General features: G+C 64.7%; 15 protein-coding genes. 11 read left to right on the plus strand and 4 right to left on the minus strand.

The window, feature by feature from the left end:
* Nucleotides 1-22: 22 nt before the first annotated feature.
* The 5 genes from D3872_RS26595 (at nucleotide 23) to D3872_RS16350 (ending at nucleotide 7807) form a co-directional block, all read left to right on the plus strand.
* A complete protein-coding gene (locus tag D3872_RS26595; RefSeq protein ID WP_229459360.1) occupies nucleotides 23-229 on the plus strand; it encodes a hypothetical protein in 207 nt (68 codons plus the stop codon).
* 68 nt (nucleotides 230-297) lie between these two features.
* On the plus strand, nucleotides 298-1242 hold the full coding sequence (locus D3872_RS16335) for an efflux RND transporter periplasmic adaptor subunit (protein WP_229459366.1): 945 nt from the start codon (nucleotides 298-300) through the stop codon (nucleotides 1240-1242).
* A complete protein-coding gene (locus D3872_RS16340) occupies nucleotides 1239-4460 on the plus strand; it encodes an efflux RND transporter permease subunit (protein ID WP_119811800.1) in 3222 nt (1073 codons plus the stop codon). The genes D3872_RS16335 and D3872_RS16340 overlap by 4 nt, the downstream gene beginning before the upstream one ends.
* Before the next feature lie 418 nt (nucleotides 4461-4878).
* On the plus strand, nucleotides 4879-6774 hold the full coding sequence (locus D3872_RS16345; protein WP_119811801.1) for an FAD/NAD(P)-binding protein: 1896 nt from the start codon (nucleotides 4879-4881) through the stop codon (nucleotides 6772-6774).
* 136 nt (nucleotides 6775-6910) lie between these two features.
* On the plus strand, nucleotides 6911-7807 hold the full coding sequence (locus tag D3872_RS16350; protein ID WP_229459361.1) for a hypothetical protein: 897 nt from the start codon (nucleotides 6911-6913) through the stop codon (nucleotides 7805-7807).
* Between the two features lie 132 nt (nucleotides 7808-7939).
* Here D3872_RS16350 and hemB read toward each other — a convergent pair whose 3' ends face one another.
* The gene (hemB, locus tag D3872_RS16355; protein WP_119811802.1) at nucleotides 7940-8947 is read right to left on the minus strand and encodes a porphobilinogen synthase; all 1008 of its coding nucleotides are present in this window, start codon (nucleotides 8945-8947) and stop codon (nucleotides 7940-7942) included.
* A gap of 27 nt (nucleotides 8948-8974) precedes the next feature.
* Entirely contained in the window at nucleotides 8975-9700 is a 726-nt protein-coding gene (gene yihA / locus D3872_RS16360; protein ID WP_119811803.1) for a ribosome biogenesis GTP-binding protein YihA/YsxC, read from the minus strand.
* Between the two features lie 165 nt (nucleotides 9701-9865).
* Between yihA and D3872_RS16365 the strand changes: the two genes are divergently transcribed.
* From D3872_RS16365 to msrQ, 5 genes are all read left to right on the plus strand, one after another.
* A complete protein-coding gene (locus D3872_RS16365; protein ID WP_119811804.1) occupies nucleotides 9866-10546 on the plus strand; it encodes a c-type cytochrome in 681 nt (226 codons plus the stop codon).
* 170 nt (nucleotides 10547-10716) lie between these two features.
* The gene (locus D3872_RS16370) at nucleotides 10717-12804 is read left to right on the plus strand and encodes a cytochrome c biogenesis protein ResB (protein ID WP_119811805.1); all 2088 of its coding nucleotides are present in this window, start codon (nucleotides 10717-10719) and stop codon (nucleotides 12802-12804) included.
* Between the two features lie 43 nt (nucleotides 12805-12847).
* The gene (gene ccsB, locus D3872_RS16375; RefSeq protein WP_119811806.1) at nucleotides 12848-13999 is read left to right on the plus strand and encodes a c-type cytochrome biogenesis protein CcsB; all 1152 of its coding nucleotides are present in this window, start codon (nucleotides 12848-12850) and stop codon (nucleotides 13997-13999) included.
* Between the two features lie 77 nt (nucleotides 14000-14076).
* Complete coding sequence (gene msrP, locus D3872_RS16380) at nucleotides 14077-15054, plus strand: protein-methionine-sulfoxide reductase catalytic subunit MsrP (RefSeq protein WP_119811807.1); 978 nt, start codon at nucleotides 14077-14079, stop codon at nucleotides 15052-15054.
* A 5-nt stretch (nucleotides 15055-15059) separates the two neighbouring features.
* Nucleotides 15060-15707, plus strand: coding sequence for a protein-methionine-sulfoxide reductase heme-binding subunit MsrQ (msrQ, locus tag D3872_RS16385; protein WP_119811832.1), 648 nt, complete (start codon nucleotides 15060-15062; stop codon nucleotides 15705-15707).
* A gap of 36 nt (nucleotides 15708-15743) precedes the next feature.
* Here the strand turns inward: msrQ and lysA are convergent, their stop codons facing one another.
* The gene (gene lysA / locus D3872_RS16390; protein WP_119811808.1) at nucleotides 15744-17021 is read right to left on the minus strand and encodes a diaminopimelate decarboxylase; all 1278 of its coding nucleotides are present in this window, start codon (nucleotides 17019-17021) and stop codon (nucleotides 15744-15746) included.
* A gap of 7 nt (nucleotides 17022-17028) precedes the next feature.
* Nucleotides 17029-17199, minus strand: coding sequence for an LPS translocon maturation chaperone LptM (gene lptM / locus D3872_RS16395; RefSeq protein ID WP_229459362.1), 171 nt, complete (start codon nucleotides 17197-17199; stop codon nucleotides 17029-17031).
* A gap of 43 nt (nucleotides 17200-17242) precedes the next feature.
* Here lptM and cyaY point away from each other — a divergent pair, with 43 nt between their 5' ends.
* Nucleotides 17243-17569 (plus strand): iron donor protein CyaY, encoded by a 327-nt coding sequence (cyaY, locus tag D3872_RS16400; protein ID WP_119811810.1) that lies wholly within the window; start codon nucleotides 17243-17245, stop codon nucleotides 17567-17569.
* Nucleotides 17570-17640 lie beyond the last annotated feature (71 nt).

Below are 17640 nucleotides of genomic sequence, written 5' to 3' on the forward strand. Positions count from 1 at the left end.
CCGCGAGCGGCCAGGACATCAAATGAAGCAGAAGAACATCGTACTCGCCGTCGGCGTGATCGCCATTGTCGGCACGGCCGCCTGGTACATGAACCGCGACGTCAACGGCGCGTCGGCGCCTGCGGGCGGCAAGGGCGGCCCGGCGGCGCCCAGCCGCCGGTGGTGGTCAACGTGGTGGCGCCGGTGCGCCGCGACGTGCCGGTCCCCCGATACTAACTGCAGGCGCTAACGGGCACGTCACGCCGGTCGCACCGTCGACCCGCATCTCGCCGACACCACACGATCCGCAAGGTTCACATCAAGGAAGGCCAGTTCGTCAAACGGGGCGAACCTGAGTGTTCTCGGCTCGACGAACCCGCAACGCGCGCGCCACATGTCGACAAGGCCCAGGCCCAGCTGGCGCGTGACCGCGCCCCCTGGCCGACCTCGAGCGCCAATACCAGCGCAACCAAGAGCTGGTGGCGCAGAAGTTCATCGGCACAGCGCGGTCGACACCCTGCGCAGCCAAGTCGAGGCGGCGGGCGCGCCGCGGTCGCGGTCCAACCAGGCGCGCTTGCAGGCGAGCGCGTGGAGCGCCAGCTAGGCACCATCGTCCGCGCGCCGATGTCGGGCCGGGTCGGCGCCATTGACGTCCACCCGGGCAGCCTGGTGCAGCTGTCCACCTCGCTTACGACGATCACCCAGGTCGACCCGGTCAACGTCGCCTTCACGCTGCCGGAATCGGCGCTGTCCGACCTGCTCGCGGCCCAGCGCGCCGGCACGGTGGACGTGGTGGCCGAAACCGCGGGCGGCGAGCCGGCCGTCGGCAAGCTGAACTTCATCGACAACACGGTCGACCCGAAGGCCGGCACCATCCGGGTCAAGGCGCAATTCGACAACCGCGATTCGAAGCTGTGGCCGGGCCAGTACGTGTCCACCCGCGTGACCTTGCGCACGCTGAAGGACGCTACCGTCGTCCCGCAGAATGCCCTCATCATTAATACGCGTGGTACCTTCGTATACGTGGTCGGCGAAGGCCAGGCCGCGCAGGAAGTACCGGTGCAGCGGGTCCACGCCTTCGGCACCGACGCGGTCGTCACCGGCCTGTCGGGCAGCGAAAAAGTCATCACCGAGGGCAAGCAGAACCTGCGCCCGGGCGGCAAGGTACGCCTCGCGGACGAAGCCCCGAAGGGTGACGGCGGCAAGCGCGGCGGCGCCCGTCGCGACGGCGCACCGCCGGCACAGAAGGAAGCAACGACATGAGCATCTCCGAAATCTGCATCCGCCGTCCGGTGATGGTGGTGCTGTTGTCGATCAGCCTGGTGCTGGTTGGTATCCTCGCCTACATCAACATTCCGGTCGCGGCGCTGCCGAGCTATAACACCCCGGTCATCAACGTCAACGCCAACCTGCCCGGCGCCAGCCCGGAGACCATGGCTTCGTCGGTGGCGCTGCCGCTCGAGAAGCAGTTCTCGACGATTTCCGGCATCAAGATCATCACCTCCACCAGCACCCAGGGCAACACCAGCCTGACCCTGGAATTCGACCCGAAAATCGACGTCAACGAAGCCGCAGTCGACGTGCAGGCGGCGCTGCTCGGCGCCCAGCGCGCGCTGCCGCAGGAGATGACGGACCTGCCGTCGTACCGCAAGGTCAACCCGGCCGACGCGCCGGTGCTGTTCATGGCGATGACCTCGCCGTCGATGAGCCTGTCCGACCTGAACGACTACGCCGAAAACCTGATCGCGCCCAGCCTGTCGACCCTGCCGGGCGTGGCGCAGGTGACGGTCAATGGCCAGAAGCGCTTTGCCGTGCGCGTGCGCACCAAGGCCGACCTGATGAACGCGCGCGACATCTCGCTCGACGAGCTGGCCGCCGCGCTGCGCGCCGCCAATTCGAATTCGCCGCTGGGCGTGCTCGATGGCCCCAACCAGACCCTGACCATCCAGGGCAATGCCCAGCTGATGAAGGCGTCCGAGTTCGCCGAGATCATCGTCGCCACTCGCAACGGCCAGCCGGTGCGCCTGCGCGACGTCGCCACCGTCGAGGACAGCTTCCAGTCGGTCAAGGCCGCCGGCAGCTTCAACGGCGAACGCTCGATCGTGCTGATGGTGCAGCGCCAGCCGAACGCGAACACGGTGCAGGTGGTCGACGCGGTGCGCGCGCTGCTGCCGCGCTTCCAGGCCCAGGTGCCGGCATCGATCAAGCTCAGCCTCGTCAACGACGGCTCGGTCTCGATCCGCGAGGCGATCCATGACGTCGAGCTGACGCTGGCGTTCACGGTGGTGCTGGTGATCCTGGTGATCTTCCTGTTCCTGCACCGTGCCTCCGCCACCTTCATCCCGGCGGTTACGATGCCGATCTCGCTGCTCGGCGCGGTGGGCCTGCTGTACTGGCTCGGCTACAGCCTCGACAACGTGTCCCTGCTCGGCATTACGCTGGCGGTCGGGTTGGTGGTCGACGACGCCATCGTGGTGCTGGAAAACATCGTGCGGCATATCGAAATGGGCAAGCGCCCGCTGGCCGCCGCCCTGATCGGTTCGAAGGAGATGGGCTTCACCATCATCTCGATCTCGATCTCGCTGGTGGCGGTGTTCATCCCGATCTTCTTCATGCCTGGCGTGATCGGCCTGCTGTTCCACGAATTTGCCGTCGTGGTCGGCCTGGCGGTGCTGGTGTCGGCCGTGGTGTCGCTGACCCTGGTGCCGATGCTGGCCAGCCGCCTGCTGCCGGCCCATGGCGACCACGGACCGGGCAAGAAAAACTTCGTCGGCCGCCACTTCGAGGCGGGCTTCGAAAAGGTCCGCACCGGCTACCAGAAAACCCTCGACATCGCGCTGGCGCACCGCACCATCGTGCTGCTGGTCGCGGTCGGCACCTTCGCGCTGACCGTCGTCATGTACGCCACCATCCCGAAGGGCTTCTTCCCCGAGGAAGACCTGGGCCGGCTGCGCATCAGCGTCGAAGCGGCGGAAGAAACCTCGACCGACGCGATGGCGCAGTTGCAGGACAAGGTGGTGGCCATCGTGCGCGCTCATCCTGCGGTGCAGGATGTGACCTCGTTCACCGGCGGCGGCAATACCGGCCGCATGTTCGTGATGCTCAAGCCGCGCGACGAGCGCAAGAAGATGCCGGAAGTCGTCGACGAACTGCGCAAGGACACGCGCGCGGTGCCGGGCGTGTCGGTGTTCCTCAGCCCGACCCAGAACCTGCAGCTTGGCGGACGCCAGAGCAAGAGCCGCTACCAGTACACGCTGCAGAGCGTGCGCGCGGACGACCTGAACGAATGGGCCAACAAATTCCTCGACCGCATGCGCGCCGACCCGGACTTCCGCGACGTCACCAGCGATTCGCAGCAGGGCGGCCTGCAGGCGCGCCTGAACGTCGACCGCGACAAGGCCGCCACCCTCGGCGTGGAAATGGCCGACGTGCGCACCGCGCTCTACGCGTCCTTCGGCGAGCGCCAGGTCTCGACCATCTACTCGCCGGCGGCCAGCTACAACGTCATCATGGAAGCCGATGCGGCCGACCGCCAGTTCGACGACGCGCTGACCCGCGTCTCGGTGCGCAGCAACACCGGCGCGCTGGTCAAGCTGTCCAGCTTCGCCACGGTGGAGCGCACTGTGGGCCCGACCTCGGTCAATCACCAGGGCCAGCTGCAGGCGATCACGCTGTCGTTCAACCTGCCGCCCGAAGTCCCGCTGGGTAACGCCACCGCCAAGATCGACCGCATGGCCACCGACATGAAGCTGCCGGCCTCCGTCATCACGCGCTACGGCGGCGACGCGGCGGTGTTCGAGGAATCGCAGGCCAGCCAGGTGATCCTGATCGTCGCGGCGCTGGGCGTGATCTACGTGCTGCTCGGCGTGCTGTACGAAAGCTATATCCACCCGCTGACCATCCTGGCCGGCCTGCCGTCGGCCGCGGTGGGCGCGCTGCTGACCCTGGAGCTGTTCGGCCTCGACCTGACCATGATCGCCATCATCGGCATCCTGATGCTGATCGGGATCGTCAAGAAGAACGCGATCATGATGATCGACTTCGCGCTGCACGCGCAGCGGGTCGAGGGCAAGAGCCCGCACGACGCGATCCGCGAAGCTTGCCTGCTGCGCTTCCGCCCGATCCTGATGACGACGCTGGCGGCGATGATGGGCGCGATCCCGATCGCGCTGGGCATGGGCGCCGGCGCCGAACTGCGCCAGCCGCTCGGCTTGGCCGTGGTGGGCGGCCTGCTGTTCTCGCAAGTGATCACGCTGTACATCACCCCGGTGATCTACCTCTACCTCGACAAGTACAGCGGCACCGGACCGCTGTCGGACGAGCAGCTGGCCGCGCGCGACGCCGCCTCGCTGCCGCCGCTGGCCGAACAGCCGGCCCCGCGCGAGCCGGGCGACGCCGGGGCGCCGGAAGGCGGGCAGGTGGCCGCCCGCGCCCGCCTGCTGCGCGAGGAGCAGTTGAAGCGCGACGCCGCAGCAGGTTGAACTTGCCGCAAGGTTTCAATTGACCTGCAACAACGTGTGCGATTGACCGTCTGCCTACCATGGGCCTTGCTTTGGACATGGCAGGCGGTCGACTTGACATCCTCCCCTTCGTGAACGAAAGGGGATTCCCACTGCTGGCGTCTGATGCCCCAGACGGAGGCCGGACTGAAACGAGCCCAGCTTCTTATTCAATCCACAGGATATCTCTCGACCTCGCCTAAGGCGTCTGCGGATTGGAAAAAGCGGTACTAGTAAGTCATGCCCCAGCGCGTAATCGCATACTGAAGCACTTACGGAGTTTGACCGTGGACCAACACCAAAGTTCAAAACATTTTTTCACTTGGACGGCTGCGGGCGCGTCGCGCCCGGCTCCTTTCACTCCCTGCCCTGGAGGACAGGGTTTCTCGGAGCAATTCTGATGGAACGGTCCAGCGTCACCATCATCGGCATTGGCCCGCGCGGCATGTCCATCCTCGAGCGGATCGTCGCCTTCGCGCGCACAGTGCCGCTTCCCCTTCAGGTCAACCTGGTCGACCCGGGCGAATGCGGGCCCGGCGTGCACCTGCCGCGCCAGCCGCAGCACCTCCTGATTAACACCCTGGCCAGCCAGGTCACCATCTTCCCGTTCGCCGAAGCGGTGCAAATACCGTGCGCCTGCGAGGCGCCTTCGCTGACCGAATGGGCGCGCGCGCAGGGCTACCGCCGCTTCGGCGAACAGTTCGTCAAGGCCGGCGCCGCCGGCGGGGGCGAGGAAATCACCGACGACGATTACCTGCCGCGCCAGCTGCTCGGGCTCTACCTGTCTTGGGCCTACGCGCAGGTGGCGGGCGCGGCGCCGCCGTCGATGACCATCCGGCACCTGCGCCAGCGCGCCGCCGACATGGCGCCCCAGCCCGGCGGCGGCTACCTGGTCGAGCTGGAAAACGGCTTCTCGCTGGCCAGCGACTTCGTTTTCCTTGCCACTGGCCACTGCCGCAACAAGCTCACCGACGAAGAAGCCTGGTACCGCAACTTTGCCCAGGACCATGCGCGCTACAACAGCAAGCTGGGTTTCGTGCGCCACGTGTACCCGCTGGACCGGCTGGCCGGCATCGCCGCCGACGCCACCGTGGCGGTGCAGGGCCTCGGCCTTACCGCGCACGACGTGGTAGCCGAGCTGACGGTAGGTCGGGGCGGCGAATTCGTCACGGAAGACGGCGAGTTGCATCACATCCGTTCCGGGATGGAGCCGCAACTGATACTCTTCTCGCGCAACTGCATGCCGGCACTGGCGCGCGGCGTCAACCAGAAAGGGCTGGCGGGCCGCCACCAGGCCCGCTTCTTCACGCGCGACGCGGTCGCGGAAATGCGCGAGCAGCGCCTGCGCGCGGGGCTGGGCGGCCAGCTCGATTTCGACCGCGACCTGTTTCCCCTCGTGATCAAGGAAATGGGCTACGCCTGGCGCACGGTCGCCGACGGCGTGGCGCCCGACGCCGGCTGGTATGCGGTGGGCGAGGACGAGAAGGAAGCCATCGACGCCATGCTGTTCCCGCTGCGCGGGCGCAGTTTCGGCAGCGCCGCCGAATTCCGCGCCTTCTTCCGTAACTGCCTGGAACAGGACCTGTGCGAAGCCGGGCGCGGCAACCTTGGCAGTCCGGCAAAAGCCGCGGCCGACGTGCTGCGCGACGCCCGCGCGGTGCTGCAGGACGTGGTCGAAAATGGCGGGCTGGCGCCGGCCTCGCACCGCAAGTTCCTCAACGTGTATAACCCCGCCATCAACCGCATCACCTTCGGCCCGCCGTGCCAGCGCAACGCCCAGCTGCTGGCGCTGATGGACGCCGGCGTGCTGTCGGTGGCGCCGGGGCCCAACGCCGCGCTGCGCATCGACGAGGAACGCTCCCGGTTCGCGCTGTATACGAAAATCGGTAACGGAACCGTCACCGCGCACGCCGACGTGCTGGTGGTGGCGCGGCTGGATACCTACTCGCCCGAGAGCGACGATTCGGTGTTCACCCGCAACCTGGTCAAGCGCGGTATCGTGCGGCCGTACTTCAATGGCGGCTTCCATCCCGGCGGGCTGGATATCGATTACGCCAACCACCCGGTCGGACGCTCGGGGCGCGCCAGTTCCACCCTGTGGGCGGTCGGCTGCCTGGTCGAAGGCGCGCATTACTACACCCACGCCTTGCCGCGCCCGCGCATTCATTCGCGCCAGGTGCTCGACGCCGACCGCTGCGTGCGCGAGCTGTTCACCCAGCTGGCGGCGCGCCATCCGGCCGCTCCGAAAAAACGGGCTCCGCGCCTGGCCAGCGGACTCGCACTCCAGCGCTGCTGATACATCTTGTAACAACTATCGCTCTCCGCACCTTGTAAGCTCTACAAGGTGTCCTGCCCGTGCGCAATTATCCCAAAACGTATAGACTGCGCCCTCATCCCCCATTTCGACTTTGCTGCAGCCTGGAAAGCCGTATTTGAACTTGCGTGACCATTCCCATTCTTCCCCGGCAAACACCGGATACTGCGAGCACTGCGGCCAGGCGCTGCCGTCCGCGGTTCCCGTGTATGGAAGCGCGCGCGTCAACCGGGTCGGCCTGGCTGTCACGGTGGGGCTGCACCTGCTGCTGGTCGCGCTCTACCTCTTCAAGCCAGACAAGGACATCACCCTCAAGCCGCCGGCCGGCGGCGGGATGGTCTATGTTTCGCCCATCAGCGAAAGGCCGAAGGCGCAGCCGAAGCCGAAAAGCGAGCCGCGCAAGCAGGCCAGCAAGGCGGCCAAGGCCAGGCCGGAGCCGGTGCTGAACGTCGAACGCCTGCCGGACACGATTACGCTGCCGAACGAGAAGCCGGTCAAGCTGGCGGAGGAACCGCCGAAAAAGCTGGAGGCGCCGCAGGACGAGGACATGGCCGCGCGCATCGCAAGGAAGCGCGCGGAGCGGGGACAGTCGGAAGAACCGCCGGCGCCGGAAAGCGAAGCGGCGCGCGGCATGAGGAATGCGCTGGCCAACATCGCGGCGGCCAATGGGCGCGCCCAGAACGACAGCAACGAGACTGGCGGAATTTTCGAGGTCACCGACAAGACGTTTTCAAGCGCGCAGCTGAAATTCCGCGGCTGGAATCCGAACTTCAAGCGCAGGTGGCTGCAGCAGGTGAACGTGGAGCTGGGCCGCGAACCGGATATCGAGACGGCGATCGTCAAGAAGATGATCGAGCTGATTCGCAAGGAGAAGGTAGGCGATTTCGACTGGGATTCGCGCAGGCTGCAGCGGGTGGTGAGGATGAGCGCGCGGGTGCAGGATACGGCGGAACTGGAGGCGTTCCTGTTCAGGGAGATGTTCGAGGATTACAAGCCGCCGCGGGGCAGGCGGTAGGGGAGGCCGCATCGGGATCGTAGGGCGGATAAGCGAAGCGCATCCGCCGTTTTCGGTCCGGGCCAACACCGTTGACGAAAAAAAAAGCGGCGGATGCGCTTACGCTTATCCGCCCTACGGCCTTTCGGTCAATTACGCCTTCGACTTAAGAATCCGCGCGATATCTCGCGCGAAGTAGGTCAGCACCCCATCCGCCCCGGCGCGCTTGAACGCCATCATCGATTCCATCATCACCTTGTCATGATCCAGCCAGCCATTCTGCGCGGCGGCCTTGATCATCGCGTATTCGCCGCTGACCTGGTAAGCGAAGGTCGGCACCTTGAATTCGTCCTTCACGCGGCGCACCACGTCCAGGTAAGGCATGCCCGGCTTGACCATCACCATGTCCGCGCCTTCGGCGATATCCAGCGCCACCTCGCGCAGCGCTTCGTCGCTATTGGCCGGGTCCATCTGGTAGGTGTTCTTGTCGGCCTTGCCCAGGTTCGAGCCCGAACCCACCGCATCGCGGAACGGGCCGTAGAACGCCGACGCATACTTGGCCGAGTAGGCCATGATGCGGGTATGGATGTAACCCTTTTCTTCCAGCCCCTTGCGGATTGCACCGATGCGTCCGTCCATCATGTCCGACGGCGCCACCACGTCCACGCCTGCCTCGGCCTGGGTCAGCGCCTGGCGGATCAGCATCTCGATGGTGACGTCGTTCAGCACGTAGCCGTTGTCGTCGATCAGGCCGTCCTGGCCATGGGTGGTGAACGGATCGAGCGCCACGTCGGTGACGATGCCCAGTTCAGGGAAGCGGCTCTTGAGCGCGCGGACGGCGCGCGGCACCAGGCCGTCCGGATTGGTCGCTTCGATGCCGTCCGGCGTCTTGAGCGAGGCGTCGATCACCGGGAACAGCGCCAGCGCGGGGATGCCCAGGTTGACGCAGTCGTGCGCCAATTCCAGCAGCAAATCGACCGACACGCGCTCCACGCCCGGCATCGAGCCAACCTGCTGGCGCTGGTTGCTGCCGTCGAGGATGAATACCGGATAGATCAGGTCCGATGCGGTGATGGTGTTTTCGCGCATCAGGGCGCGCGAGAACGGGTCGCGGCGCATGCGGCGCATGCGGATTGCCGGGTAGGTGGCTGGTATCGTCATCTCAGGGTTCCAAAGAAGTGATAAAAATTATTTGGCGCCGTCGCGCGACGCTACGCCGGCCTCTTGAGCCGGTGCGTCGTCAGCAGGCTTGTCATTCAGGCCGAGCAGTTCGAGGATCTTGGCGTCCGCCTCTTCGATGCCGATGCGCTTGAGCGCCGAGAACATCTGCACCGTGAACGGGAAGCCTTCGCCGTTTTCGTCGACATAGCTGTCGAGCATGGCGCGCGCCTTGCGCAAGGCGTTGGCCGTCTCGTTGTTGTTGAGCTTGTCGGCCTTGGTCAGGATGCAGTGGATCGGCTTGCCGGTCGGGGCGAACCATTCCAGCATTTGCACGTCGAGGTCGGTGAACGGGCGGCGCGAGTCCATGATCAGCACCAGCGCCGCCAGCTGTTCGCGGCGCTGGACGTAGTCGCCCAGCAGTTTTTGCCAGTGCAGCTTGGCCGAACCGGACACTTCCGCGTAGCCGTAGCCCGGCAGGTCGACCAGCAAGCCCTGGATTTCCTCGACGATGGTCGGGTCCTTGCGGTGCTGGCCGACGTGGGCGCCGCCGATCGAGAAGTAGTTGATGTGCTGGGTTCGGCCCGGCGTCTTCGATGCGAATGCCAGGCCCTTCTGGTTTGTCAGGATGTTAATGGCGGTCGATTTTCCCGCGTTGGAACGGCCCGCAAAAGCGATTTCGGGGACCTGCGTATCGGGCAGGTCGCGCAGTTGGTTAACGGTCGTAAAGAAGCGGGCTTGCCAGAGTTTGGACATGGGGATGGGCAGAAATTGCAACAAAGGGGGCGATGACCCGAGAAAGCTATTGTACAATAAGGGGTTGCGTATTGTTGCGGCGCGGTAGCTCCAGCGTCGATGAGGCAATACGGTTGCACTGCCAAATTTTCAAAGAACTCAATTTTTACAAGTCAGGGTGTGTGAATGAATCGTGCGTTTTTCCCGGCCGCCGGTGCGGCGTTTGTGAAGTCCTTCCTGGTTGCCGCGCTGGCAGTATCGAGCCTCGCGACGGCCGCTGAACAACACGCGCAGCCAGCCGCCAAGGCCGATGCCGCCAAAGGCGCAACCCTGTACGACAGCGGCGATGCAGCACGCGGCCTGCCTGCCTGCGTGTCCTGCCACGGCGCCGGCGGCAACTCGACCATCGCCGCCAACCCGAAACTGACCGCGCAGTTCGAAGCCTACACCCACAAGCAGCTGGTCGACTTCACCACGCCGCAGCGCCAGCAGCCGGTCATGAGCCTCTACGCCAAGATGCTGACCGAAGCGGAAAAGAAAGATATCTCCGCCTACCTGGCAATCCAGAAGGCAAAGCAGGGCGCAGCGAAGAACAAGGACACCGTTGAACTGGGCAAGAAGATCTACCGCGGCGGTATCGCCGAACGCGGCGTAGCAGCATGCGCAAGCTGCCACGGCGCCAACGGCAACGGCATGCCGATCCAGTTCCCACGCCTGTCCGGCCAGCACGCCGACTACACCGTGGCCCAGCTGCAGGCATTCAAGGGCGGCGCGCGCAAGAACAGCGCACCGATGACCACCCTGGCCGAGCGCATGTCCGATCAGGAAATGAAAGCCGTTGCCGATTACATCGCCGGCTTGAAGTAACAGTACCGGCACCCGCGTGGTGCCTTAAAACTGAGCTTGCCGGGATTTTATCTCCCGATGCAAGATCCTCTAGGGCGGCGGCGCGCAAGCGGGCTGCCCTTTTTGTTTACGCGGATAAGCCCACCAAATGTCGTTTCTTTGTGGCCGCTTGAGCGCGAACTGGAAGTGAAATGAGCACCGCCACCGGAATTGAATTGAAGACGAAAAGGCGCCGGCTTGCCGAAGCGGTCGAGCTGGTATCGTCGATGCGCTTTGCGATCAGCCTGCTGACGATCATCTCGATCGCCGCCATGATCGGCACCGTGATGAAGCAGAACGAACCGATGACGAACTACGTCAACCAGTTCGGCCCGTTCTGGTTCGCCGTGTTCGACAAGCTGGGACTGTACGCCGTGTATTCGGCATGGTGGTTCCTGACCATCCTCGGCTTCCTGATCCTGTCGACCGGCCTGTGCATCGTGCGCACCACGCCCAAGCTGATGAAGGACATGCGCAGCTGGCGCGAGAACGTGCGCGAAATCTCGCTGCGCAATTTCCACCACAAGGCCGAATGGGTAGCGCCGCTGGGCCGCGCCGCGCTGGCGCAGCAAAGCGCGCAGCGCCTGCTCGATGCCGGCTATTCGACCAAAGTCGTCGACAAGCCGAACGCCACGCTGGTGACGGCCAAGAAGGGCGCCGGCAACAAGTTCGGCTACATTTTCGCGCACTCGGCCATCATCATCATCCTGGTCGGCGGCATGCTCGACTCCGACCTGCCGATCCGCTTCCAGCAGTGGTTCCTCGGCAAAACGCCATTTACCGGCAGCGGCCTGATCTCGGCCATTCCGGCGCAGCACCGCCTTGGCCTGGGCAACCCTACCTACCGCGGCAACACCATGATCCCGGAAGGGGCGGCCAGCGACGTCGCCCTGATCCCGCAGGCGTCGGGCGTGCTGGTGCAGGAGCTGCCGTTCACCATCAAGCTGGCCAAGTTCCACATCGACTTCTACTCGACCGGCATGCCGAAGCTGTTCGCCAGCGACGTGATCGTGCAGGACCACGAAACCGGCAAGACCTTCCCGGCCACCATCGAAGTGAACAAGCCGCTGATCTACAAGGGCATCGCGGTCTACCAGTCCAGCTTCGAGGACGGCGGCACCAAGCTGAAGATGACCGGCTTCCCGATGGCGGGCGCCGATGCGACGCAGTTTACGATGTCCGGCGAAGTCGGTTCGGCGACCGAACTCAGGCGCGGCGGCGAAACGTACTCGGTCGAATGGTCGGGCTTCCGCCCGTTCAACGTCGAAAACATCGGCAGCACCGACGTGCGCGCCGTGACCAAGACCCAGTCGCTCAACCAGCAGCTCGCCGAAGGGCTGGACAAGCAGCTTGGCTCCGGCGCCAAACGCGACACCAAGGACCTGAAGAACGTCGGCCCGAGCGTGACCTACAAGCTGCGCGACAAGACCGGCCAGGCGCGCGAATTCCAGAACTACATGCAGCCGGTGATGCTGGACGGCGCCCAGGTTTACCTGGCCGGCGTGCGTTCGACCCCGTCCGAGCCGTTCAGCTACCTGCGCATCCCGGCCGACGACGAGTACAGCGTGCGCGAGTGGATGCGCCTGCGCGCCGCACTGGCCGACGCCGGCCTGCGCGACTCCGCCGCCGCCAGCTACGCCAAACGTGCGCTGACCGGCTCCGGCAGCAGCGGCATGGAACAGCAACTGCGCGACTCCGCCGCGCGCAGCCTCGCCATCTTCGCCGGCGACGGCAAGCAGGGCGGCTACATGGCGGTGTCGCAGTTCCTCGAGAAGATCCCGCGCGACGAGCAGGAAAAAGCCGCCGGCATCTTCATGAAGATCCTCAACGGCACCATGTGGGAGCTGTGGCAGGCCGCGCGCGCGAAGGACGGGCTGGCGCCGGTGACGGTCGATGAAACGCACGCGCGCTTCCTGCAGCTGTCCACCAACGCGCTGTCCGACAGCGTCTTCTACGGCGCACCGGTGTTCCTGCAGATGGACGAATTCAACGAAGTGAAGGCGTCGGTGCTGCAGGTGACGCGCTCGCCGGGCAAGCCGGTGGTGTACGTCGGCTGCCTGCTGCTGGTGCTTGGCATCTTCGCCATGTTCTACATCCGCGAACGCCGCGTGTGGATCTGGGTGCGCGACGAAGAGGGTGGCAGCGCGCACGCCCTGATGGCGATGAGCACCCAGCGCAAGACGCTCGATTTCGAACATGAATTTAACGACCTGAAAGCGAAGCTGCCGCAATCGGCGTAAGCTGTAAGCCGCCGGATTCCGGCGGCGGTTCCTGGAGAAAACAATGGAAATTTCGCAAACCCAAACCTACACCCAGACGCCGGGCTACTTCAAGCGCCTGACGGTGATCGACTGGCTGTACGCCATCGCCCTGATGGCGGGCGCGCTGTACGGCCTGAGCCAGTATGGCGCCTACATGGACGGCTACGAAAAAGCCATCCTGCTGCTGTCCGCCCCTACCTTCGCCGTGGTCGGCTGGCACTGGAAGCCGATGCGCTGGCTGCTGCCGCTGGTCGCGCTGCTGGCGCTGGGCGCCATCGGCCTGTACGGCGGCGACCTGGCCAACGCCAACAAGAAATTCTTCCTCAAGTACATGCTGTCTTCGCAGTCCGCCATCTTGTGGATGAGCGCGCTGTTCGTGTTCTCGACCGTGTTCTACTGGGTCGGCCTGCTGTCCCGTTCCGACTTCGGCACCTCGGTCGGCTCCAAGCTGTGCTGGGCCGCGGTGGTGCTCGGCTGGACCGGCATGATGGTGCGCTGGTTCGAGTCCTACCTGATCGGCGCCGACGTCGGCCACATCCCGGTATCGAACCTGTATGAAGTGTTCATCCTGTTCGCGCTGATCACCGCCATGTTCTACCTGCACTACGAACAGCACTACGCCACGCGTGCGCTGGGCGCCTTCGTCATGCTGATCATCTCGGCGGCGGTGGCCTTCCTGCTGTGGTACACGGTGTCGCGCGGCGCTTCCGGCATCGAACCGCTGGTGCCGGCGCTGCAGAGCTGGTGGATGAAGATCCACGTACCGGCCAACTTCATCGGCTACGGCACCTTCGCGCTGGCCGCGATGGTCGGCTCGGCCTACCTGCTCAAGTCGCACGGCATTTTGGCGGACCGCCTGCCGGCGCTGGAAGTGCTGGACGACGTGATGTACAAGGCCATCTCGGTCGGCTTCGCCTTCTTCACCGTGGCGACGATCCTCGGCGCGCTGTGGGCGGCCGAAGCGTGGGGCGGCTACTGGTCGTGGGATCCGAAAGAGACCTGGGCGCTGATCGTCTGGCTCAACTATGCCGCCTGGCTGCACATGCGCCTCGTAACCGGCCTGCGCGGCCGCGTGGCGGCGTGGTGGGCGCTGGTAGGCCTGCTGGTCACCACCTTCGCCTTCATCGGCGTCAACATGTTCCTGTCGGGCCTGCATTCCTACGGGGCGCTGTAAGCCGGGCAGCCGTGTCTTGCCGCTCCGGCAAAATGGTGTAATGTTTAGATGTTACTACTCATTTTCCGGAGCACGCCATGCTGATCAAACGCAGTCCGAACGGTGCCGATATCCCGTTCGGATCGGAAATTACACCGCAAGAAGTCTACGAATCGCGGCGCCGCTTCATCGCACAGATGGCGGTCGGCGCCGTGGCCGGCAGCGCACTGTGGGAAATGGCAAACCGCCAGGCGTTTGCCCAGGTTCCCGCACAACGACTCGCCGGCAAACCCAATCCCGCCTACGCGGTTCCTGAAAAGCAGACGCCTTTCCGGGACGCGGCCAGCTACAACAACTTCTACGAATTCGGGCTCGACAAGTCCGACCCCGCCGAATACGCGCACACGCTGAAGACCCGGCCGTGGACGGTTTCGATCGAGGGCGAGGTCAGGAAGCCGATGACGATCGACATCGACAGCCTGGTCAAGCTGGCGCCGCTGGAAGAGCGCGTGTACCGGCTGAGGTGCGTGGAAGGCTGGTCGATGGTGATCCCATGGGTTGGCTATTCGCTGTCGCAGCTGATCAAGAAGGTCGAGCCCACCGGGAACGCCAAGTACGTCGAGTTCACCACGCTGGCCGACCGCACGCAGATGCCCGGCCTGGGCAGCCGCGTGCTCGACTGGCCGTATGTGGAAGGGCTGCGCATGGACGAGGCCAACCACCCGCTCACGCTGCTCACCCTCGGCATGTACGGCCAGACCCTGCCCAACCAGAACGGCGCGCCGGTACGGGTGGTGGTGCCGTGGAAGTACGGCTTCAAGTCGGGCAAGTCGATCGTCAAGATCCGCTTCGTGCGCGACCAGCCGAAGACCGCGTGGAACGAGTCAGCGCCGCAGGAGTACGGCTTCTATTCGAACGTGAATCCCGACGTGGACCACCCGCGCTGGTCGCAGGGCACCGAGCGCAGGGTCGGCGTGGACGGCTTCTTCAACAAGAAGCGCAAGACGCTGATGTTCAACGGCTATCCTGAGGTGGCATCCATGTATGCCGGCATGGACCTCAAGAAGTACTTCTGATGGCGATGACGTTCAACCCGGGTTCGAAGCAGCTGAGCGGCATCAAGGCGGCAATCTTCGTGCTGGCGCTGGTGCCGCTGGCGCGCATGGTGTGGCTGACCTACAGCGGACAGCTGGTCGAGCCGCTGGAATTCATCACGCGCGGGACCGGGGACTGGACGCTGCGCCTCCTGTGCCTGACCTTGCTGGTGACACCGCTGCGGCGCCTGACCGGAATGAACTGGCTGAACAGGCTGCGGCGGATGCTGGGGGTATTCGCGTTTTTCTACGCGTTCCTGCACTTCATGACCTTCCTGTGGTTCGACCACTTCTTTGACGTGGTGGCGATGTTCAGGGATGTGGCGAAGCGGCCGTTCATCCTGGTGGGGTTCACGGCGTTTGTGCTGCTGATACCGCTGGCGCTGACGAGCACGAATGGGATGATGAAGCGGCTGGGGGGCAAGCGCTGGATGTGGCTGCACCGGCTGATCTACATCATCGCGCCGCTGGGCATCTTGCACTTCTGGTGGATGAGGGCGGGGAAGAGCAACTTCACCGAGCCGTTCATTTTTGGCGTGATCGTGGCGGTGCTGCTGGGGGCGAGGGTGTACTGGAGCTTCTTTGGTTCGAAGCAGAAGCAGAAGCAGAAGGCGGCACAGGCGTCCGGCGGATGACTTCGTAAAGGTGTCAACCGCCGAACGCCAACGCGATTACTTGATCACCGACTCCAGCGCAAACAAATCCGCCGGATTCTCGCGCTTGCGAATGAGGTGAACCTTGTCGCCATCGACCATCACCTCGGCTGCGCGGCCGCGGGTATTGTAATTGGACGACATGGTCAAGCCATATGCGCCGGCCTGCATCACTGCCAGCAGGTCGCCCGCATTCACCGCCAGCGCCCGCTCGCGCGCCAGCCAGTCGCCCGACTCGCACACCGGCCCTACCACGTCATACGTCACCGTCTCGCCTGCGTGCGGCACCACCGGCTGCACAGCCATCCACGCCTGGTAAAGGGCAGGACGCATCAGGTCGTTCATCGCCGCGTCGACGATGCAGAAATTCTTCTCCGTGCCCGGCTTCAGGAACTCGACACGGGTCAGCAGCAGGCCGGTATCGCCCACGATCGAGCGGCCCGGTTCGAACGCCACCTTGATCGGCTTGCCGTCGTACTTCTCCGCGCGCCAGGCGTCGATGCGCGCGAACACGCGGCGCAGGTAATCGCCCACCGGCACAGGCTCGGCCTCGCCGGCTTCGCCGTAGTTGATGCCGATGCCGCCGCCCATGTCCAGGTGATGGATGGTGAGGCCTTCCGCGGCCAGCGTATCGATCAGCTCGATCACCTTGTCCAGCGCCTCCAGCAGCGGCGCGTCGTCCAGCAGCTGCGAGCCGATATGGCAGTCGATGCCGACCACCTGCAGGTGGGGCAGCGAGGCGGCGGCGCGGTAGGTATCGAGCGCATCGTCGAACGCCACGCCGAACTTGTTGGCCTTCAGGCCGGTGGCGATGTAAGGGTGGGTCTTCGCGTCCACGTTCGGGTTCACGCGCAGCGACACCGGCGCGGTCTTGCCCATTTCGCCGGCGACCTGGTTAATGCGGTGCAGTTCCGGGATCGACTCCACGTTGAAGCACAGGATGTCGTGCGACAGCGCCAGGCGGATCTCGTCGACGGTCTTGCCCACGCCCGAGAAGATCACCTTGCGCGGATCGCCGCCCGCCGCCAGCACGCGCAGCAGTTCGCCGCCCGACACGATATCGAAGCCCGCGCCTTCGCGCGCCAGCAGGTCGAGGATGGCCAGGTTCGAATTCGCCTTCATCGCGTAGCAGATCAGCGCATCGCGGCCGGCGCAGGCGTCGGCGTACGACGCGAAGTTCGCCAGCAGCGCCGCCTTCGAATACACGTAGGTCGGGGTTCCGAACTGGTCGGCGATGGCGGGCAAGGAAGTGCTTTCGGCGTGCAGGACGCCGTCTTGATAGGAGAAGTGCGACATAAGGTATTTACTGGGCGACGGAAGAAGAAACGGGAGGCATTGCGGGCGGCTGGGCCGGGACTGGCTGGGGCTTGGCGGGCGGCGTCGGCATGTACAGGGGGCCGGTCTGGCCGCAGCCCGACAGCAGGCCGAAGACCATGGCGGCGGTGCCGATATTCAGCGCAATGGAGGACTTCACGATTAGAATCACAGTTTGATTGAAGACCTTGGAGTGTAGCATGATGAGCGAAACCGAATTCCTGGACCTGGCCGAAAGCACGCTGGACAAGATAGAAGCGGCGATGGACAGGCTGAACGACGAAGACGTGATCGACGTCGAATGCAAGCGCAGCGGCAACGTGCTCGAGATCGAATTCATCGCCAACGGCACCAGGATCATCGTCAACAGCCAGGCGCCGCTGCAGGAAATGTGGGTCGCGGCCAAGTCCGGCGGTTTCCACTACAAGCGCGCCGACGGCCAATGGCTCAACACCCGCGACGGCAGCGAGCTGTTCGCCTCCCTCTCCGCCCTCGCCAGCGCCCAGGGCGGCACTCCCGTCACCCTCTAAAAACATTTCATTAATCGGGGTCAGACCACCATTTCCGTTAATCGGGGTCAGACCATAATGGCGTTGACTTA

It is taken from the genome of Massilia cavernae (assembly GCF_003590855.1).
Taxonomy (GTDB): Bacteria; Pseudomonadota; Gammaproteobacteria; order Burkholderiales; family Burkholderiaceae_D; genus Telluria_A; species Telluria_A cavernae.